Source organism: Chitinophaga solisilvae (genome assembly GCF_009928525.1).
Taxonomy (GTDB): Bacteria; Bacteroidota; Bacteroidia; order Chitinophagales; family Chitinophagaceae; genus Chitinophaga; species Chitinophaga solisilvae.
In genome coordinates this window covers 503,382-521,486 of the sequence record NZ_JAABOK010000003.1, presented here as the reverse complement: position 1 = coordinate 521,486, position 18,105 = coordinate 503,382, and the positions used below count along the sequence as shown (strand labels likewise).

The window sequence follows — 18,105 nt, the reverse complement described above, 5'->3', positions numbered from 1 at the left end:
GATACTGCTAATCGGGTTGCAAAATTAACTAAATATCAGGTTATTGAAACAGTTCAAATTAAAAGGAAAGGATATATTCGACGGCGAACGGCTTCTTGGCCCCGGAAAAGTGCTTACAACCAGCGCTGATGGCGTCATTACGGAGATTACCGATTACCACCCCGGCGACGAGGTACAGGAACTGGACGGGATTCTGTGTCCCGGCTTTGTGAATACCCACTGCCACCTGGAATTATCCCATATGAAAGGCGTTATTGCTGAAAAAACGGGGCTGCCGGCCTTTCTCACACAGGTTATGCAGTCCCGCAACGCCGATGACCACCTGATCCGTACCGCCATGGCGGCAGCAGAGCAGGCCATGTGGGAATCCGGTATTGCAGCGGTGGGCGACATCAGTAACAGCACCGTTTCCCTGACGCAGAAACAGCAGCAGCGGCTTTATTACCACACTTTTGTGGAATGTATGGGCTTTGTGGATGCCGGCGCTACGGCCAGGTATAATTACAGTATGGAGGTGCTCCGCGCCTTCCAGGCGGCCAACGGCCCTTTCCATCAGTCCAGCATTGTACCGCACGCTCCCTATTCGGTCAGCAAAACATTGTTCGGCATGCTGGCGGAAACACCGGACAATACCCCCTTCAGCATACATAACCAGGAATGTGCGGCGGAAAACGAGCTATATACGGCTAAAACAGGCGATTTCCTGCAGTTTTACCAGCAGTTTGGGATAGACATCAGCAGCTTCAGCGCTCCGGGGACTAACAGCCTGGAAGCCTACCTGCCGGTCTTCTCCCGGAATAAAATCCTGCTGGTGCATAACACCTATTCTTATGCTGCAGATATACGCTTTGTGCAGCAGCAGCCGGTAGAAGCCTGGTGGTGCCTTTGTCCGCAGGCTAACCTGTACATCGAAAACCGTTTACCTGATATTCAACTCTTCCGGCAATCCGGGTGTAATATTACTCTGGGCACAGATAGCCTGGCCTCTAACCACCAGCTGTCTGTCTGGGATGAAATTAAAACCATCCGCGCGCACTACCCGGATATTCCGCTGGAAGAAATGCTGCGCTGGGCTACTGCCAACGGCGCCCGCGCCCTGGGCATACAGGACAGATACGGCAGCTTCCGGCCGGGAACCACGCCGGGGATTGTATTGATAAACCACAACAGCAAAAGAATAATTTAGTCATATGAATGAATTTTTAAACAAAGTAATCCTCGACAACCCTGTAAAGGATTACCTGATACTGATCGGCGTACTGTTATTTGTTTCCTTTATCAAGCGGTTTATATCCAAAGGCGTGGCGGCAGTGCTGTTCCGGCTTGTAAAGCATTGGTCGCCCCAGATAGCCGAAAAGGATTTTGTTAATCTCCTGCTTCGTCCGCTGGAATATTTCCTGCTCCTGGTCACCTTTATGCTGACCATCGACCAGTTTACTTTCCCCGGCATACTCAATATCCACATCTATAACAAGGCTACCCTGCAGGATATCACCAATACGTTGCTGGCACTGGCTTTCAGCATGAGCATTATATGGATCATGTTACGTCTGATTGACTTTATTGCCCTGGTGCTGGAGAAGAAGGCAGACCTGACAGAAGATAAAACGGACAATCAGTTCATCATCTTCTTCCGGGATTTTTTCAAGGCTATTGTATTCATTATGGGGGCTATAGCCTTTATACGCATCCTGTTTGGTCCGTCGCTGGTAGAAAAGATTATCGCTGGTCTTGGTATCGGTGCGGCAGCCCTTGCCCTCGCCGCCAAAGAGAGTATAGAGAACCTGATCGGCTCTTTCATTATCTTCTTCGACAAGCCATTTCGTGTAGGTGATAACGTTAAGGTGGATTCCTGGCAGGGTACCGTGGAGAAAATCGGGTTGCGCAGCACCCGCATACGCACACTGGAAAAAACATATGTTACGGTTCCTAACAAAAAGATGGTAGACAGCATCCTGGATAACCTGTCTCTCCGCACCCAGCAGAGAGTATCGCTCCGGCTGGAGCTAGGCGGTGATACGCCCGCAGACAAGCTCCTGCAGGCCCTTCAGGATATGAGAAAGCTGATTGGCTCCAACCAGAATATCCTGGAAGGCTTCGTGGTCAACCTGAATGAATTCACTAAAGACACCTTCGTTATACAAATCATTTTCAACACTTACATCATTGAAGGCAGCCAGTACAACGCGCTGCGGGAAGCCGTTTCATTGGGCATCATAAAAGTACTGGCGGATCATAATATTAAAATGCCGGGAACGTCGACGAATGTGGTGTTAACAGACATGAGGAACTAAATTAATTACGAATTGCGAATTACGAATGAGGAGCGAAGACATAAGCGGATAAAGAATTTACTTCTTTGCTTATGTCTTCGCTCCTCATTCGTAATTCGCAATTCGTAATTCGTAATTTTTATCAATCCGTTCCTCCATTCTCCTTCTTACTCGTATTCAGGATAATGCGGGAAAGATCGCCTTCGATGGATTCTTTGGGTTCACCCACGATGCGGCCTACTTCTTTACCTTCTCTGAAAACGATAACGGTAGGTACTTTTTTCACTTTATAATCGGTGGGGGAGTCTGTCTGCATTTTTTCATCAGCGCCGAAGAGGAGTACCTGTTCATCGGGGCTGCCTGCGGTGATCATTACTTTATAGAGTTCAGGTACTACTTTGCGGCTGGTTTCATCCCAGGTGCCCATTACTACCACCAGGTTGAAGTTGCTGCGGTTTGCTTTCAGGTAGTTCAGCATCCGGTCGTTGGGCTGGTAGTTGTTCACACCTTTGTAGAACCAGGCGGTAGACTCGTCCTGCATCAGGGTTTTCATCTCTATTTTCCCTTTCAGCACTTTATCATTGCCATTTTGTGCCCAGGCCATAGCAGAAAACAGCAGGCTGCCTCCCAGGAGTAATGTTTTCAATCGCATAATCATTTTTTTATAATTGATCTTTCAGTTCGGTTAAAAAACCCCGTACTTTCAGCAAAGCTTGTACCATTTCGAAATTACGTGCTGCCAGTTTATGATCTTCTTTCAATTTTTGTTTGGCGCCTTCTATTGTATATTTTCTTTCACGTAACAGATGATAAATAAGTTTCAGATGATGGATATCTTCCTGGCGGAAGAGCCGGTCGCCTTTCCGGTTTTTTTTGGGCTGCAGAATATCAAACTCATTCTCCCAATAGCGGATGAGCGAAGTATTTACCCTAAACATGGCAGCTACTTCACTGATGGAATAGTATTGTTTTTCTAAGACTAATTTATCCAGTTCCATAATCAAGTCAGGGTCCTCTGATATTTCTTTCAATGATTTACGTCCCCGCTTTTTGCCGGTAACCGGCTTGGGCGGTGCTATGGTTACAGCCTTTTTCACTTTTGCTTTGACGGAGCTTCCTTTTTTCGGCGATGCCGGAGGGGGTGTTCCTGATGGCGAAAAGAGGTCTAACTGTTGCATGATCGTAAAAAACGGTGAAAAAATATTCTTTACGGGAATGAAGTTACGCTTTTAGCGCATAGCATCCTCCGGAAAAATATTATTAAACCAATGATAACTCTCTAACAGCTAACCAGTAAAGTTAGTCAAACGACTGGTTACCGGAGCGGGCCATCTTCAGCATCCGGTCAAATTGTTCAGGGGTAAGGTCGTTGAAAAAGAAGTAAACCGGGTCCACTTTATCCCCGTTTTTAATGACTTCGTAGTGGCAGTGCGGGCCGGTAGATTTACCGGTGCTGCCTACCCAACCGAGTACATCGCCGCGTTTTACGGACTGGCCGCCTTTCACTTTCATGCGGAGCATGTGCCCGTAAAGGGTTTTATACCCGTAGCCGTGGCGGATAATTACGTGGTTACCGTATCCGACATCGCTCAGGCTGGCTTCTTCTACTACGCCATCGCCGGTAGCATAGATAGGCGTTCCGCTGGGAGCGGCGAAGTCGAGGCCGGCGTGGTACTTCATGGTTTTATAGATAGGATCGATACGGTAGCCGAAACCGGAGGCAATATGCTTCAGGTCTTTGTTGGCCACCGGCTGGATAGCCGGGATGGAAGCCAGCATCTGCTGTTTGTTCTTCACCAGGTTATCGATTTCTTCGTATGATTTTTCCTGTATTTTGATGCGGTTGGTCAGTTCTTTCAGCAATACGCCGGTAGAAGCGATGATTTCACTGCTGGCAAAAGACTGCAGCTGGGAGGCTTCTTCGTCGCGATTGATTTTACCCTGGCGGGTGCTGTCAGGGATAGGAGAGGCCTCAAAAATGACGCGGTAAATTTCATTGTCCCGGTCTTCCAGCTCTGCCAGCTTGCCTTTCACTTCCTTCATACGGCCCTGGAGGGCTTCGTATTTTTCCTTCATACCTTCCAGATCACGGCGCAGGGACTTTTCCTTCGGGGAATCCACCACGCGGTAGGCAACGGAGAGGAAAATGGCTCCGGTTACAATAGCTGCAGACACAAACCCCAGAATCCTCAGGATCTTTACCCGCAGGGATACTACGAGCTTCTCATATTTTAAAGTCTGGGTGTTGTAAAAATATTTAACCTTCTTCATGCACCGGGTTGTACTTTAGTAGTCATAGTGCACACAAACGCTATGACCGCAGATTTATTTCATGGGTACAAACAGCTGGATGGAGGTAGCACTATTTTCTGTCCACATTAACTTTTTTGCCAGGTAACACAACCTGTTTTGCATAATCCTACAGGTTTCAATATTTTTGCACTCCCTGTAAACACCGCGGGAAAATAAGGCGCACAAACCTAATGTAATTAGATTAAAACGTCAACCTTTTGAATGTCAATTTTCTAACTACTTCATAATAGCTTGAAAAACAATTAAAAGCTATATGCCGGGAAGTGCAATTATAACACTTAAAATACATATTAATTCGTATCAATATTTATGACAGCCTCTGAGATAAGACAGCAATTCCTGGATTTTTTTGCGTCCAAAGGGCACCAGATCGTGCCATCTGCCCCGATTGTTATCAAAAACGACCCTACCCTGATGTTTACCAACGCGGGTATGAACCAGTTTAAGGACTATTTTCTGGGTAATAAGGTACCAGCGCACACCAGGGTGGCGGATACACAGAAATGTCTGCGCGTCAGCGGCAAACACAATGATCTGGAAGAAGTAGGTATTGATACTTATCACCATACCATGTTTGAAATGCTCGGCAACTGGAGCTTTGGCGATTATTTCAAGAAAGAAGCCATTGCCTGGAGCTGGGAACTGCTGACCGAAGTATATAAAATCCCCAAAGACAAGCTGTATGTGACCGTCTTCGAAGGCGACGCATCCGAGAACCTGCCGAAAGACGAAGAAGCCTATAACTTCTGGAAGGAACATATTGCGGAAGACCGCATCCTGCTGGGTAACAAGAAAGATAATTTCTGGGAGATGGGCGATACCGGCCCCTGCGGCCCCTGCTCTGAAATACACGTAGATTGCAGAACAGCGGAAGAAAGAAAGGCCGTAGATGGTAAAACCCTCGTAAACACCGACCACCCGCAGGTGATAGAAATATGGAACAACGTATTCATGCAGTTCAACCGCCTCAAGGACAAATCCCTGGAACCACTGCCCGCAAAGCATGTGGACACCGGTATGGGTCTGGAGCGCCTTGTACGCGTATTGCAGGGTAAAACCTCCAACTACGATACCGACCTGTTCATGGGTACCATCCACACCACCGAAAGCCTGACCGGAAAAAAATATGAAGGCACCGATGACAAGAAAGATGTGGCATTCCGCGTAATCGCCGACCATATCCGCGCTATCTCCTTCACCATCGCCGACGGCCAGCTGCCTTCCAACACCGGCGCCGGCTACGTCATCCGCCGTATCCTGCGCAGAGCCGTGCGTTACTACTTCTCCTTCCTGGATGTAAAGAAACCGTTGCTGCACGACCTCATACCGGTACTGGCCGCACAGTTCTCACACGTATTCCCGGAACTGCAGCAGCAGGTGGACTTTGTAAAGAAAGTAATATTTGAAGAAGAAAATAACTTCCTGCGTACCCTCGACAGCGGTATCCGCCGCATCGAAGACTTCATGCAGCAGGCTGCCGGCAAAGCAATTGACGGTAAAACAGCCTTCGAACTGTACGATACATACGGCTTCCCTTATGACCTCACCACGCTGATCGCTGCTGAAAACAGCTTTACTGTAGATGAGAAAGGTTTTGAGGCTGCCATGAAACAGCAGAAAGACCGCTCCCGCGCCGCCACAGAAATGGATACCGGCGACTGGGTAGTGCTGGATGAAACCCCGGACTCTGTATTCGTGGGCTACGAGCAGCTGGAAAGCAGTACCAAACTACTGAAATACCGCACCGTAAAAGCCAAAGGCAAGGAACAGTATCAGCTGGTTCTCGGCCAGACGCCTTTCTACGCAGAAAGCGGCGGCCAGGTAGGCGATACCGGTACCCTGCACTTCGGCGATGAAATCATCCACATCACGGATACCAAAAAAGAAAACAACCTGACCATTCACTTTGCGGATAAACTGCCTTCCACTCCCAACGCTCCGGTAAAAGCCACCGTAGCCAGGGAAAAACGCAGAGATACTGCCCGCCACCACTCCGCTACCCACCTGCTGCACGCAGCACTGCGTCAGATACTGGGAACGCACGTGGCACAGAAAGGATCCCTGGTGAATGCTGACAACCTCCGCTTCGACTTCTCTCACTTTGCAAAAGTGACTGATGAAGAACTGGCACAGATAGAAACCATCGTCAACGAAAAAATCCGTCAGAATATCCCGGTAGTCATCCGGGAACTGCCTAAGGAAGAAGCACTGAAACTAGGAGCAATGGCCCTTTTCGGCGAAAAATACGGCGACGTGGTACGCGTAGTGATGATAGATCCGGCCTACAGCGTGGAGCTGTGCGGCGGTACCCACGTAGGGGCCACCGGAGAGCTGGGCATGTTCAAATTTGTATCTGAAAGCGCCGTAGCAGCAGGCGTTCGCCGCGTGGAAGCCGTTACCGGCGCCCAGGCGGAAGCCTTTATCAACGAGCAGCTGCAGCAGCTGAAAGAGGTAAAGAACACCCTGAAGAATCCTAAAGAGCTGGTGAAAGCAGTAGAAACACTGGCGGCCGACAAAGCAGCACTGGAAAAACAGGTAGATGCCCTGGAACTCGAAAAAGTACGCCAGCTGGCAGGTACCCTGCGCAGCCAGGCACAGGACATCAACGGCATCAACTTCCTCGGAAAAGTAGTGTCCGTGAGCAATGCGGAAGGCCTGAAGCAGCTGTCTGCCCAGCTGAAAAATGATATTCCCAACCACGTACTGCTCTTCGCCGCCAACATCGGCGGGAAAGCAGGCATCGCCCTGACGATCGATGAAAAACTGGTTACCGAAAAAGGCTGGGAAGCGCCAAAGATTATCAAGGAACACATCGCTCCGCTGATTAAAGGCGGCGGCGGCGGCCAGAAATCTTTCGCCACAGCCGGCGGCCAGGAAACCGATAAACTGGAACAGGTGATTTTAGCGGTGAAGGCAATGATTGGGTAGTTTCGTTTTAATTACGAATTACGAATTGCGAATTACGAATGTAGAAGCGAAGACCTGAGCGAAGAAATAAATTTTTATCCGCTCAGGTCTTCGCTTTTACATTCGTAATTCGTAATTATTTTAACTTTTCCTTGCCTCCCGGGTCTTTTAATTTTGCACCATTACTTGTAACAACTAAACAAGGACACCCATGAAGAATTCAATAAAAACCTTGACACTGGTAAGTTTCAGCTGTCTGGCACTGGGCGTGGCAAACGCGCAGGAAAAGAATGCTGCCAAAGGGAAAATGGGCGAATTTGATGAAATTGTCATCAAACGCAAAAGTGGAAAAGACGGGAAGATAACGGTTGAAATCAAAGATGATAATATCCTTATTGATGGCAGGAAATTAGAGCAGTTCAGCAATCCCGATATTTCAGTATTCCGCCGCCATATTACCCCCATGAACGGGAATAACTTCAGCTTTAATGATGGTAGCGGCCGCAGTTTCGACTTCCTCAATGATAATGATGATGAAGAAAATGTAATACCTGCGCCGGTCAATAAAGCTATGCTGGGTGTAATCACCGAAAAAACCACTGCCACCGGCGCTACTGTGAAAACTGTAGCCAAAGGCAGCGCAGCCGAAAAAGCAGGCATCAGGCCCGGCGATATCATCACGAAGGTAGATAATGATGTCATCAACGAACCGGCGGAACTGTTTGAAACCATCGGCAATCACGAGCCCGGCGACAAAGTAACGGTAACATACCTACGCAATAAAAAGGAGAACAAGGCCATCGTTAAACTGGAAGAGCGTAAAATCAGTGACAGCGATGCCGGTATCAGTCCGCTCCCGATGCCACGTAACCGCGGTGAAATGTTCCTGTTCCCTCCCGTACCCCGCGGCAGACAAGGATTTGACGACCGTGGATGGTTCAGCAACGCTGAAGAAGGCGTAAAACTGGGCATCCAGGTACAGGATACCGACAACGGAGACGGCGCACTGGTCATCAACATTTCTCCGGACTCCCCCGGAGAAAAAGCCGGATTTAAAATAGATGACCTCATCACCTCCATGGCCGGCAACCCGGTGAAATCCGCCCATGACGTAGCCGTTGCCTACCGTACCCACCGCAGCAAAGGCACCATAACAGCCACGATTAAACGTAACGGACAGGAACAAACCGTGGAGATAAAGGTGCCGAAGAGGCTTAATAAAGCAGACCTGTAAATAATTAATTACGAATTGCGAATTGCGAATTACGAATGAGAGAGCGAAGATTAAAACGAAGATTAAAGGTGATAACTATTAGATATTCCCTTTAATCTTCGTTTTAATCTTCGCTCTCTCATTCGTAATTCGCAATTCGTAATTCGTAATTATTTCATAATTAGCTTGACCATTTTCATTTTATTCTTAAACGGCGGGTATTTTACCGGAACATCCAGCCAGGTGCCGGTTTTGAGCATGCCTTTGGGGTGGGTGAAGGTTTCAAAGCTGTAGCGGCCGTGGTACTGGCCCATACCACTGAATCCTGCCCCGCCGAAGGGTAATTCCGGGTTGGTCAGATGTACCAGCGCGTTGTTGACACATCCTCCGCCGAAGCGCACCTGTTCTATCAGTGCTTTTTCTGTTTTTCCGCTTTTGGTAAAGACATACAGCGCCAGCGGATAAGGATGGCGTTTAATGGTTTGTATGGCCTGTGGCAAGTCCTTAAAGGTCAGAATGGGGAGTACGGGGCCGAAAATTTCTTCCTGCATAACAGGGTCATCGAATTCTACATCGTCCAGCAGGGTGGGGGCTATATAGAGCTGATTCCGGTCGGATTGGCCGCCATGTATAACATGTCCTTCTTTCAGGTAAGCCACCACCGTATCGAAGCGTTTAGCATTGATCATGCGCGCATAGTCGCCGCTGCCGGCCGGATCTTCCCCAAAAAACTCCACTATGGCGGCTTTCAGCGCAACCACCAGTTCTTCCTTCACCCGGTGGTGTACCAGCAGGTAATCGGGGGCAACGCAGGTTTGTCCGGCGTTCCAGAACTTCCCCCAGACAATGCGTTTAGCCGCCACCGTTATATTCACTTTTTCATCCACCACACAGGGGGATTTACCGCCCAGCTCCAGGGTAACGGGTGTCAGGTGCGGTACCGCCATCTCCATAATCTTTTTCCCTACGGGGATACTGCCGGTGAAAAACACGTGATCAAAGCGGAAAGCCATCAGCGCCGGGATAACCGCCGCACCGTCGCCTTCCACCACGGCAATATATTGAGGATCGAAGGTTTCCTTTACCAGTGCTGCAATCACGGCAGCAGTATGCGGCGCCAGCTCCGAAGGCTTCAGGATGGCACAGTTACCACCTGCCATAGCGCCTATCAGCGGGCTTATCTGCAGCATAAACGGGTAGTTCCACGGCGCTATGATGAGGGTCAGCCCCAGGGGTACGCGGTAGATACGGCTACTGCTGGGGTAGGTCACAAATGGCGACGTAACTACCTCCGGCTCCATCCACTGTTTCAGGTTAGCCAGCATAAAATCAATCTCCTCATACAGGAAGGCTACTTCGCTGCTGTAAGCCTCCAGCACATGTTTATGCAGGTCCTGGTGCAGCGCCTCCAGTATACGGGCTTCATATTGCACGATCGCTTTCCTGAGTCGCTTGAGCTGCGCCTTTCTGAAGGCATATGACAGGGTAGCCCCGGAATCAAAGTAATCGTGCTGGGACTGATAAAGCTGGCTTGCCTGGGCATTGCTTATCATAGGTGAAAATATTTTAAAATGATCTACACCGAATTTAGCGATTTCCTGGCATGAATTAGACCGAAATCCCGGCATTATTTGAATATATTTGCGGTAATCAGTATGGATTATGAGCGATATCTACAGCAAATATGAAACGGTGATAGGGCTGGAAGTACATGCCCAACTGCTCACAGAGAGTAAGTTATTCTGCAGCGACAGCGCGGCCTTTGGCGGTGCGCCCAATACGCATATCAGCGCCATTACGCTGGCGCATCCCGGCACCTTGCCGCGGATGAACCGCAAGGCGGCCGAATATGCCATTAAACTGGGCCTGGCGTGCCACTGTGAAATTGAAAAAGATAATTATTTCGCCCGTAAGAATTATTTCTACCCCGACCTTCCCAAGGGTTACCAGGTATCGCAGCATACTGCGCCCATCTGTAAGGGCGGTTACGTAAGCATCTCTACAGATGCAGGCAACAGAGATATTCAGCTGAACCGTATTCACCTGGAAGAAGATGCCGGCAAACTGCTGCACGACCAGGATCCGGCCAACAGCTACGTAGATTATAACCGTGCCGGCGTACCGCTGGTGGAGATAGTAAGTGAACCTGATCTTCATACCAGCGATGAAGCCTACGCCTACCTGACCGAATTACGCCGCCTGGTACGTTACCTGGGTGTTTGCGACGGTAATATGGAAGAAGGCAGCATGCGTTGTGATGCCAATGTCTCCGTAAGGCTGAAAGGCGTAACCACACTGGGAACCAAGGTGGAAGTAAAAAATATGAACTCCATCCGTAACGTAAAGCGGGCTATTGACAATGAAGTAAAAAGACAGATAGATATACTGGAAGCCGGCGGCTCCCTTATACAGGAAACCCGCAGCTTCGATGCCTCCAATGGCAGCTCCTTCTCCCTGCGCTCGAAGGAAGAAGCCAACGATTACAGGTACTTCCCGGAACCGGACCTGGCGCCCTTCAGGCTCACAGACGCGTTCATTGACGCTGTGCGAGCCACCCTGCCCGCCCTCCCGGAAGAACTGATCCGCAAATACACCCAGGAATTCGGCCTGCCGGAGTATGATGCCCGCGTCATCTGCGATGACAAAGCAACGGCAGATTATTTCGAAGCACTGATAGCCGTTACCACTCAATATAAAGCCGCTGCCAACTGGATACTGGGGCCCGTGAAATCGCACCTGAATGAGATTTCAGCGGACATCACCCGGTTCACCGTTACACCGGCGGCACTGGCGGCGCTCATCCACCTGACCGACAGCGGTAAGGTGAGCTTCTCCATTGCCTCTTCCAGGATATTACCTGAAATGATCCAATCACCGGAAGACCCACTGTCTATTGCCACCCGCCTTAATCTGCTGCAGGATAACAACGCAGACAATATCTCACCGATCATCGATGAGGTGCTGGCTAAATATCCTGACAAAGTAGCCGCCTTCAAAGGTGGTAAAAAAGGATTAATGGCACTATTTGTGGGAGAGGTGATGAAATTATCCAAGGGGAAGGCTGATCCACGGCTCACCAATGAGCTGCTGGCCCGGAAACTCAATGCATAATCTGATTAATAATAGCTGATCCGTCAGACAAAAGAAAAAAACTGCAGCATGAAAAAGTATTTATTGTGGATGTCCGTAGGAGCTTTCCTGGCCGGATGCGCCGGACAACAGGAAAAGGGGGAATTTAAAATAGATGGTCATTTTACCAACCTGCCGCTTGGTCCGGTAGTACTGGAAGAACTGACGCTCGATAATCTGAAAGTAGTAGATTCTGCTAACGTAAAAGATGCCGGTGGCAAGTTCACCCTGAAAGGTATGGTACCGGAGCAGGGCTTATACCGTATCCGTTTTCAGAACGGGAAATTTGTACTGCTGGCGCTGGACGCAGGCAACATGAAACTGGACGGAGATCTGGATAACCTCGAAGCCATGAAGGTTACCGGCTCAGAAGCCACTTCAGAACTGCAGCAGTTCCTGGCAGATATCAGCAAAAAATCCATTTCACTCACCAACGAAATGCGTGAACTGGATAGCCTGCACAGCACCAATATCCCGGACAGCGTATTCCAGCCCAAGCTGAAAGCTATCCAGGAAAAAGAGAAAGCATTTGAACAAGGCTTTTTTGATATGGCCGCACAGACAAAAAACCCTGCCAATGCAGTATTTGCCATCAGCCAGGTAAGAAGCTCAGAAGAAATCACGGCTCATAAGCAGGTGATTTCCGGCCTGGCTACCCGCTTCCCTAAAAACACGCTGGTAAAAAGCATGACGGAGAAAATTTCTGCCATGGAAAGCGCGCAGGCAGCAGGAGCAGGCAGCGATGCCGCCGGCGGGGAACAGGCTGCATCAACCGTACATGTAGGCCAGATAGCGCCGGATTTCACCTTACCTGATCCATCCGGAAAAATGGTTAGCCTGAAATCCTTCCGTGGTAAATATGTGCTGGTAGACTTCTGGGCCAGCTGGTGCGGGCCCTGCCGCCAGGAAAATCCGAACGTAGTAAAAGCATATCAGCAGTTCAAAAATAAAAACTTCACCATCCTGGGTGTTTCTCTCGATAAAACGAAAGAACAATGGCTGGCTGCTATCAAACAGGATGGCCTGGCCTGGAATCATGTCAGCGATCTGAAATTCTGGGATTCTGCGGTAGTGCCTATCTATGGCATCAATGCCATCCCTACCAATTTCCTGCTGGACCCGCAAGGTAAAATTATTGCTGCCGATCTCCGCGGAGACGCGCTGACAGCGAAATTGCAGGAAATAATTAAGTAGGGAATTGTGAATTACGAATTACGAATTACGAATTGCGAATGTGCGCGAAGATATCAGCGAAACATACGTAAGAAGATAAAAGCGAAGAAGCCGTCTGGAATGTACCAGACGGCTTCTTCGCTTTTATATCTGTTTGATTTCTATCTAATCTTCGCTATCACGCACACATTCGTAATTCGTAATTGACAATTCGTAATTCCCGTAAAAATGGTTGTCCCGGGAATAGTCCCGGGACATGGTTAACTGAATATATATTACTCATCATCTATCTCGAAAAGAGTGGCTTCAGATTTACTAGTAGCCAGGGTTCTGGGCATCTCTCAGCGTTGGATTGGATGATATTTCCGTTGCAGGGAGCGGCCAGAGGAATTTGAATGATTTGTATTCGAATGACACCAGGCTTGGTTCTACTTTAGGTCTGGTGGTAATGTTATAATCGCTGCCATCAGCTTTCAGATCACTCAGCAGTACTTTCGCAGGAATACCGCCGGTACTGTATTTCGGATCCAGGGCCAGGCGGTGGATATCTGGCCAGCGGCGGCCTTCTGCCAGGAATTCAATACGGCGTTCGTTGAGAACAGCCAGCACCAGATCAGCAGGAGGAACCGTGAACCGGCTCTTGCTGTCTGCAGGCAGGGAACGGTTACGTACAGCATTCAGTAACAGGAATGCCTGGGCATTATTACCGGTACGCGCATATGCTTCCGCAGCATTCAGCAGTACTTCAGCATACCTGATGATCGGAGCCCAGTCAGACTTGTTTACAAAATCGCGGTATTTGTAGGTGTACACGAATTTAGTAGTACCACTCAGCTGTTTAATTGTCAGCAGAGAACGGCGCAGGTCATCATTTACCCAGAATTCTGCATTGTAAAGCACGGGGCTTATAGCAACCAGGGAGCGTCCGCCGATATCGGCAGGTCCGAGCATATAAGCCAGCGCCGCATTATTGCCAGGATTGGTGGCTGCTGTATGGGCGATGGAGAAAATGGATTCACCGTTATTATCAAACTTCACAAACGCTTCATCCGGGCTGGGGAGCAGTTTGTAGCCATTCACAGGACTGGAAAAGTCGGCAGCCTTATCAGTTCCCAGCTTAGCGCCTTCTGTGATAACACCCGGCCAGTCGCCCATGTGTTGTTTCACCCTCATCTTAATAGCAATAGCCGCACCTTTACCAGCTCTGGCAATAGCATTAACTTTAGGTGTGGCAGGCAGATTGGCCTCTGCAAAATCCAGGTCTGCCAGGATTTTAGTGTAATCCTGCGCTACCGTACCACGGCCCACCTTCATGGCTGCCTGAATTTGTTCCGGTGTATTTACCGGCATATCTCTGTAAGGAACACCTACCTGGGAGCCATTTCCATCAGCATACGGACGGCTGAAGTTAATGACAGCTTCGTGGTGTGCAAGCGCACGCAGGAAACGGGCTTCGCCTTCCAGCTGAGCAGCTTTTCCGGCACTGATAATACCTTTTGCAGCCGCATTGCGCACCCCTTCAATGAAGGTATTTGCCTGATTGACCAGTGCATACAGGTTTACCCACATGTTCACGTTATTCGCAGAGGTGGGGCTGATGTTTGCCCTGTAGGTAACGTCATAGAAGGTAGCGAGGTTCACCATATCTTCTCCGCGCATCTCGCCCTGCTCAATGGAAGCAGCGCCAAAAGGATAACCACGGCCGGCGGTGTAACTGCCTTCATAGCTGCCTATTGCGGCGGCGTTATATACGCCGTTCATCGCTACTTCGATATTGGAGGAATCGCTGAAAGTAATATCCGGCGGCATGGCGTTCTGAGGCGCCAGCTCTGTGAATTTGGAACAGGAAGCAGCGCTCATACCAATTACCAGGAGACCTGCCATGGCTGCTTTCAGGCTTTTATTATATGTATATGCGAATGTGTTTTTCATGCTCGTTAGTTTTAAAATCCTACGTTAATACCTACAGTATAAGTGCGTGGAACAGGGTTGGTATTCCAATCCAGACCTGGCTCTGTGTTAGCTCTTGAATCAACATAAGTATTTAATTCAGGATCCAGACCTTTATACTTTGTAATCACGAATGCATTCTGCACCTGTGCATAAATACGGAAGGTTCTCAGCTTCATTCTATCCAGGAGGTTTTTAGGCAGTGAATAGCCCAGGCCGATATTCTGTGCACGGATAAAGCTGCCATCTTCCAGGAAACGGCTGTTCAGGTTACCATTCTGCAACATGAAGTTATCAGAACCGGCATACAGTTTAGGCACGTCGGTTACCTGACCGGGAGTAGTCCATCTGTTCAGGATTTCTCTTCCGTTGTTCTGGAATTTCTGATTGTTCAGTGCTTCCTGGCGGGTTACGTTGTATACCTTGTTACCACCGGAGAAGGAGAGGAAGATGTTAAAATCGAATCCTTTATAGGTAACGGTATTGTTCAGACCACCATAGTAGGTAGGTGTTGCCTGACCCAGGATTTTCTTGTCTTTGGAAGCAGAGAGTGCAGGTACCTGCTGGCTCAGATCATCTGGCTTGTCAGGATTGTAAGCATAGTACAACCCGCTTTTCTTATCTTGTTTATCACCCTGGTAACCCTGGATAATGCTTCCGTCACCTCTTACCCACAGCGGATTACCGTTGGCAGGGTTTACGCCGGCATATTCAAAACCATAGAAAGCGCCGATGGATTCTCCAACTCTGGCAATGTTATACACGTAGTTGATATCGGCATTATCTACCAGGGCAGTAATGCGGTTTTTGATAAAGGAGATGTTGAAGGAGGTAGTCCAGCTCAGGTCTTTTGTTTCCAGGTTAGTGCTGTTCACAGTAAACTCCCATCCTTTGTTATACATTTTACCCACGTTGGAATAGAATACGTTTGGTTTACCCACAGCAGGCACACCTAAGGAAGGAGGCAGCGGGGAAGCCAGGATCATATTATCGATATCATTTTTGAAGTAGTCTGCCGTGAGGGTAATCCTGTCTTTCAGGAAGCTCACATCGATACCTATATTTGTTTTCTTACTTGTTTCAAAAGTCAGATTCGGATTGTAGATCTGGTTGAAGGCAAGCCCCAGCATGGAGCCGTACAGTACGGGTTTATAGCTGCCGGCATAAGGATAGGCGCCGATTTCCACGTTACCTACTTTAGCCCAGCCGCCACGTACTTTCAGGTTGCTGATGACATTGGCAATACCTGAGTTCTGGAAGAAATCTTCCTGAGAAGCGCGCCATGCAAGGGATACGCCCGGCAGTGTAACATTCTGTTTGCCGATAGGCAGGGATGAAATAGCGTCTCTGCGCAATGTTGCCGAAAGCAGGTAGCGTTCTTTGTAGCCGTAGTTTGCTCTGGCAAAATAAGACTGGAAGGCGCGTTCTACAATGTTACCACCGGAAACGAAAGTACTGAAGCTGTTATCGATCAGGCCATTGGGAGCGAAGTAGATACTGGACAGGTTGGTACCCTGACCATAGTAACTTCTCTCTCTTGTTTTCTGGTTTTCAATACCAACAACTGCGTTGATATTGTGGGCGCCGAAAGTTTTGTTATAGCTCAGTGTGTTCACCCAGTTGTAACGGAAGCTGGGTATTGACTGCTGATACAGGTAACCGTTGGTACTGCGGCCATCGCCGTGTACCGGGTTCCAGTAAACATAGTCCTCTCCGTTGAGGTAGTTAATACCGATTTGTGTTCTCAGGTCAAAATCCTTCAGGATTTTTGCGTTTGCGAAAGCGTTACCGGTGAGGTTCAGATTCTGGTTGCGATAAATATTGTGATCCAGTACGTATTTGATGTTAGGATAGTTATCACCGATTACATCCAGGTTTGCACCGCTACCCAGGGTGTTGGTCAGGCTCAGGTTATATTTCCCGTCATTCCATTGTGCAGGAACGTTAGGTAAGGCACGCATGGAGTTCGTCAGATTGCTGGATAAACCGGACTGGCTGGTATTCAGACCATTGTTGGTTACATGGGAAACGCCCATGTTAACGCCTACGGTTATCACATCAAAAGCCTTCTGTTCAATTTTCATGCGGGCCTGATATTTTTTCTGATCGTTACCTACCAGGATACCTTTCATATCGGCATAGCCAACGGAGAGATAGTAGTTGGTCTGGTCGGTTGCGCCGCTGAGGGACAGGGCATGATTCTGCTGAAAACCTGTTCTGGTTACAATTTTCCACCAGTCGGTATCATAAAATCCGCCATCAGGGTTGGGTGTTAAGTTGGCCAGTTTTTTATCTGCCTTATCGAAGTTGAGTTTCTTCTCGTTGGCAATCATAACAAATTCTTCCGCATTCAGGAGGTCCAGACGTTTGGAAGGAGAGGCAGAAGCAAACCAGGCATCATAGCTTACGCGTGGCTTACCGGATTTACCTCTTTTGGTAGTTACGAGGATAACGCCATTGGAAGCGCGGGAGCCATAGATAGCAGTAGCAGCGCCATCTTTCAGTACTTCCATGCTTTCGATATCATTCGGGTTGATATCGCCCAACGGGTTGTTTGGAGTAGCGCCGCTCTGGTTACCGGCGATGTAAGGTACTCCATCAATAACATACAGCGGATCTGCGCCGCTGGTGATACTGTTTGTACCGCGGATACGAATGCGGGCAGGCTGGCCGAGCATACCGCTGGAAACAGTTGCCTGTACACCCGCTACCTGACCTGCCAGCTGGCGGTCGATACTGGGAGAGGCAACGTTTTTGAGGTCGGCGCCTTTAATACTGGCTACTGAAGCCGTGATATTTTTACGTTCAACGGTACCGTAACCTACTACCACTACTTCGCTCAGACCTTTCTGATCCAGTTCCAGTTTAACGTTCACAGTTGTTTTACCGGTAATGCCTACGGTCTGTGCGGCATAACCTACAAAAGAAAATTCGAGTGATGATGCCTTGTCGGCTACATTCAGTTTAAATTCACCGTTGGCGATGGTCATGGTGCCATTAGGGGTGCCAACTACCTTAACAGTAACCCCGGGAAGCGGGCTACCATCTTTTGCATCCGTTACCTTACCGGTAATGGTGCGTGTTTGTCCCAGCGCCTGCAAAGCACTGATGGCTGCGAATAGCCAGAGGAGCAATCCTTTCTTCATA

At 48.8% G+C, this 18,105-nt stretch carries 12 protein-coding genes; 6 read left to right on the top strand and 6 right to left on the bottom strand.

Translation table 11 applies throughout. From position 1 onward, the window contains the following. The first annotated feature begins 43 nt into the window (after window positions 1-43). Together GWG06_RS08025 and GWG06_RS08020 are read left to right on the top strand one after the other, a co-directional pair. The gene (locus tag GWG06_RS08025; protein ID WP_160712454.1) at window positions 44-1,186 is read left to right on the top strand and encodes an amidohydrolase family protein; all 1,143 of its coding nucleotides are present in this window, start codon (window positions 44-46) and stop codon (window positions 1,184-1,186) included. A gap of 4 nt (window positions 1,187-1,190) precedes the next feature. Further along, window positions 1,191-2,294, top strand: coding sequence for a mechanosensitive ion channel family protein (locus GWG06_RS08020; protein WP_160712452.1), 1,104 nt, complete (start codon window positions 1,191-1,193; stop codon window positions 2,292-2,294). Window positions 2,295-2,415: 121 nt separating this feature from the next. On the opposite strand, the gene GWG06_RS08015 is transcribed toward GWG06_RS08020, so the two are convergent. The 3 genes from GWG06_RS08015 to GWG06_RS08005 form a co-directional block, all read right to left on the bottom strand. Beyond that, window positions 2,416-2,925 (bottom strand): thioredoxin family protein, encoded by a 510-nt coding sequence (locus GWG06_RS08015; RefSeq protein WP_158631454.1) that lies wholly within the window; start codon window positions 2,923-2,925, stop codon window positions 2,416-2,418. Between the two features lie 10 nt (window positions 2,926-2,935). Next, the gene (locus GWG06_RS08010; RefSeq protein ID WP_235938211.1) at window positions 2,936-3,451 is read right to left on the bottom strand and encodes a MerR family transcriptional regulator; all 516 of its coding nucleotides are present in this window, start codon (window positions 3,449-3,451) and stop codon (window positions 2,936-2,938) included. A 121-nt stretch (window positions 3,452-3,572) separates the two neighbouring features. Next, window positions 3,573-4,544, bottom strand: a complete 972-nt coding sequence (locus GWG06_RS08005) for a peptidoglycan DD-metalloendopeptidase family protein (RefSeq protein WP_127038184.1) — start codon at window positions 4,542-4,544, stop codon at window positions 3,573-3,575. A 351-nt stretch (window positions 4,545-4,895) separates the two neighbouring features. Here GWG06_RS08005 and alaS point away from each other — a divergent pair, with 351 nt between their 5' ends. Together alaS and GWG06_RS07995 are read left to right on the top strand one after the other, a co-directional pair. Next, the gene (gene alaS / locus GWG06_RS08000; RefSeq protein ID WP_160712450.1) at window positions 4,896-7,514 is read left to right on the top strand and encodes an alanine--tRNA ligase; all 2,619 of its coding nucleotides are present in this window, start codon (window positions 4,896-4,898) and stop codon (window positions 7,512-7,514) included. A gap of 190 nt (window positions 7,515-7,704) precedes the next feature. Continuing rightward, complete coding sequence (locus GWG06_RS07995) at window positions 7,705-8,727, top strand: PDZ domain-containing protein (RefSeq protein ID WP_160712448.1); 1,023 nt, start codon at window positions 7,705-7,707, stop codon at window positions 8,725-8,727. Between the two features lie 149 nt (window positions 8,728-8,876). On the opposite strand, the gene GWG06_RS07990 is transcribed toward GWG06_RS07995, so the two are convergent. Beyond that, window positions 8,877-10,259, bottom strand: a complete 1,383-nt coding sequence (locus GWG06_RS07990; protein ID WP_160712446.1) for an aldehyde dehydrogenase — start codon at window positions 10,257-10,259, stop codon at window positions 8,877-8,879. A 109-nt stretch (window positions 10,260-10,368) separates the two neighbouring features. Between GWG06_RS07990 and gatB the strand changes: the two genes are divergently transcribed. Together gatB and GWG06_RS07980 are read left to right on the top strand one after the other, a co-directional pair. After that, window positions 10,369-11,817 (top strand): Asp-tRNA(Asn)/Glu-tRNA(Gln) amidotransferase subunit GatB, encoded by a 1,449-nt coding sequence (gene gatB, locus GWG06_RS07985; RefSeq protein WP_160712444.1) that lies wholly within the window; start codon window positions 10,369-10,371, stop codon window positions 11,815-11,817. A 48-nt stretch (window positions 11,818-11,865) separates the two neighbouring features. Continuing rightward, window positions 11,866-13,029 (top strand): TlpA disulfide reductase family protein, encoded by a 1,164-nt coding sequence (locus GWG06_RS07980; protein WP_202182974.1) that lies wholly within the window; start codon window positions 11,866-11,868, stop codon window positions 13,027-13,029. A 294-nt stretch (window positions 13,030-13,323) separates the two neighbouring features. Here the strand turns inward: GWG06_RS07980 and GWG06_RS07975 are convergent, their stop codons facing one another. Continuing rightward, window positions 13,324-14,940: a RagB/SusD family nutrient uptake outer membrane protein gene (locus GWG06_RS07975; RefSeq protein WP_127038174.1), complete on the bottom strand. Its 1,617-nt coding sequence runs from the start codon at window positions 14,938-14,940 to the stop codon at window positions 13,324-13,326. Window positions 14,941-14,951: 11 nt separating this feature from the next. Beyond that, window positions 14,952-18,104, bottom strand: a complete 3,153-nt coding sequence (locus GWG06_RS07970; RefSeq protein ID WP_127038172.1) for a SusC/RagA family TonB-linked outer membrane protein — start codon at window positions 18,102-18,104, stop codon at window positions 14,952-14,954. Window position 18,105: the final 1 nt, after the last annotated feature.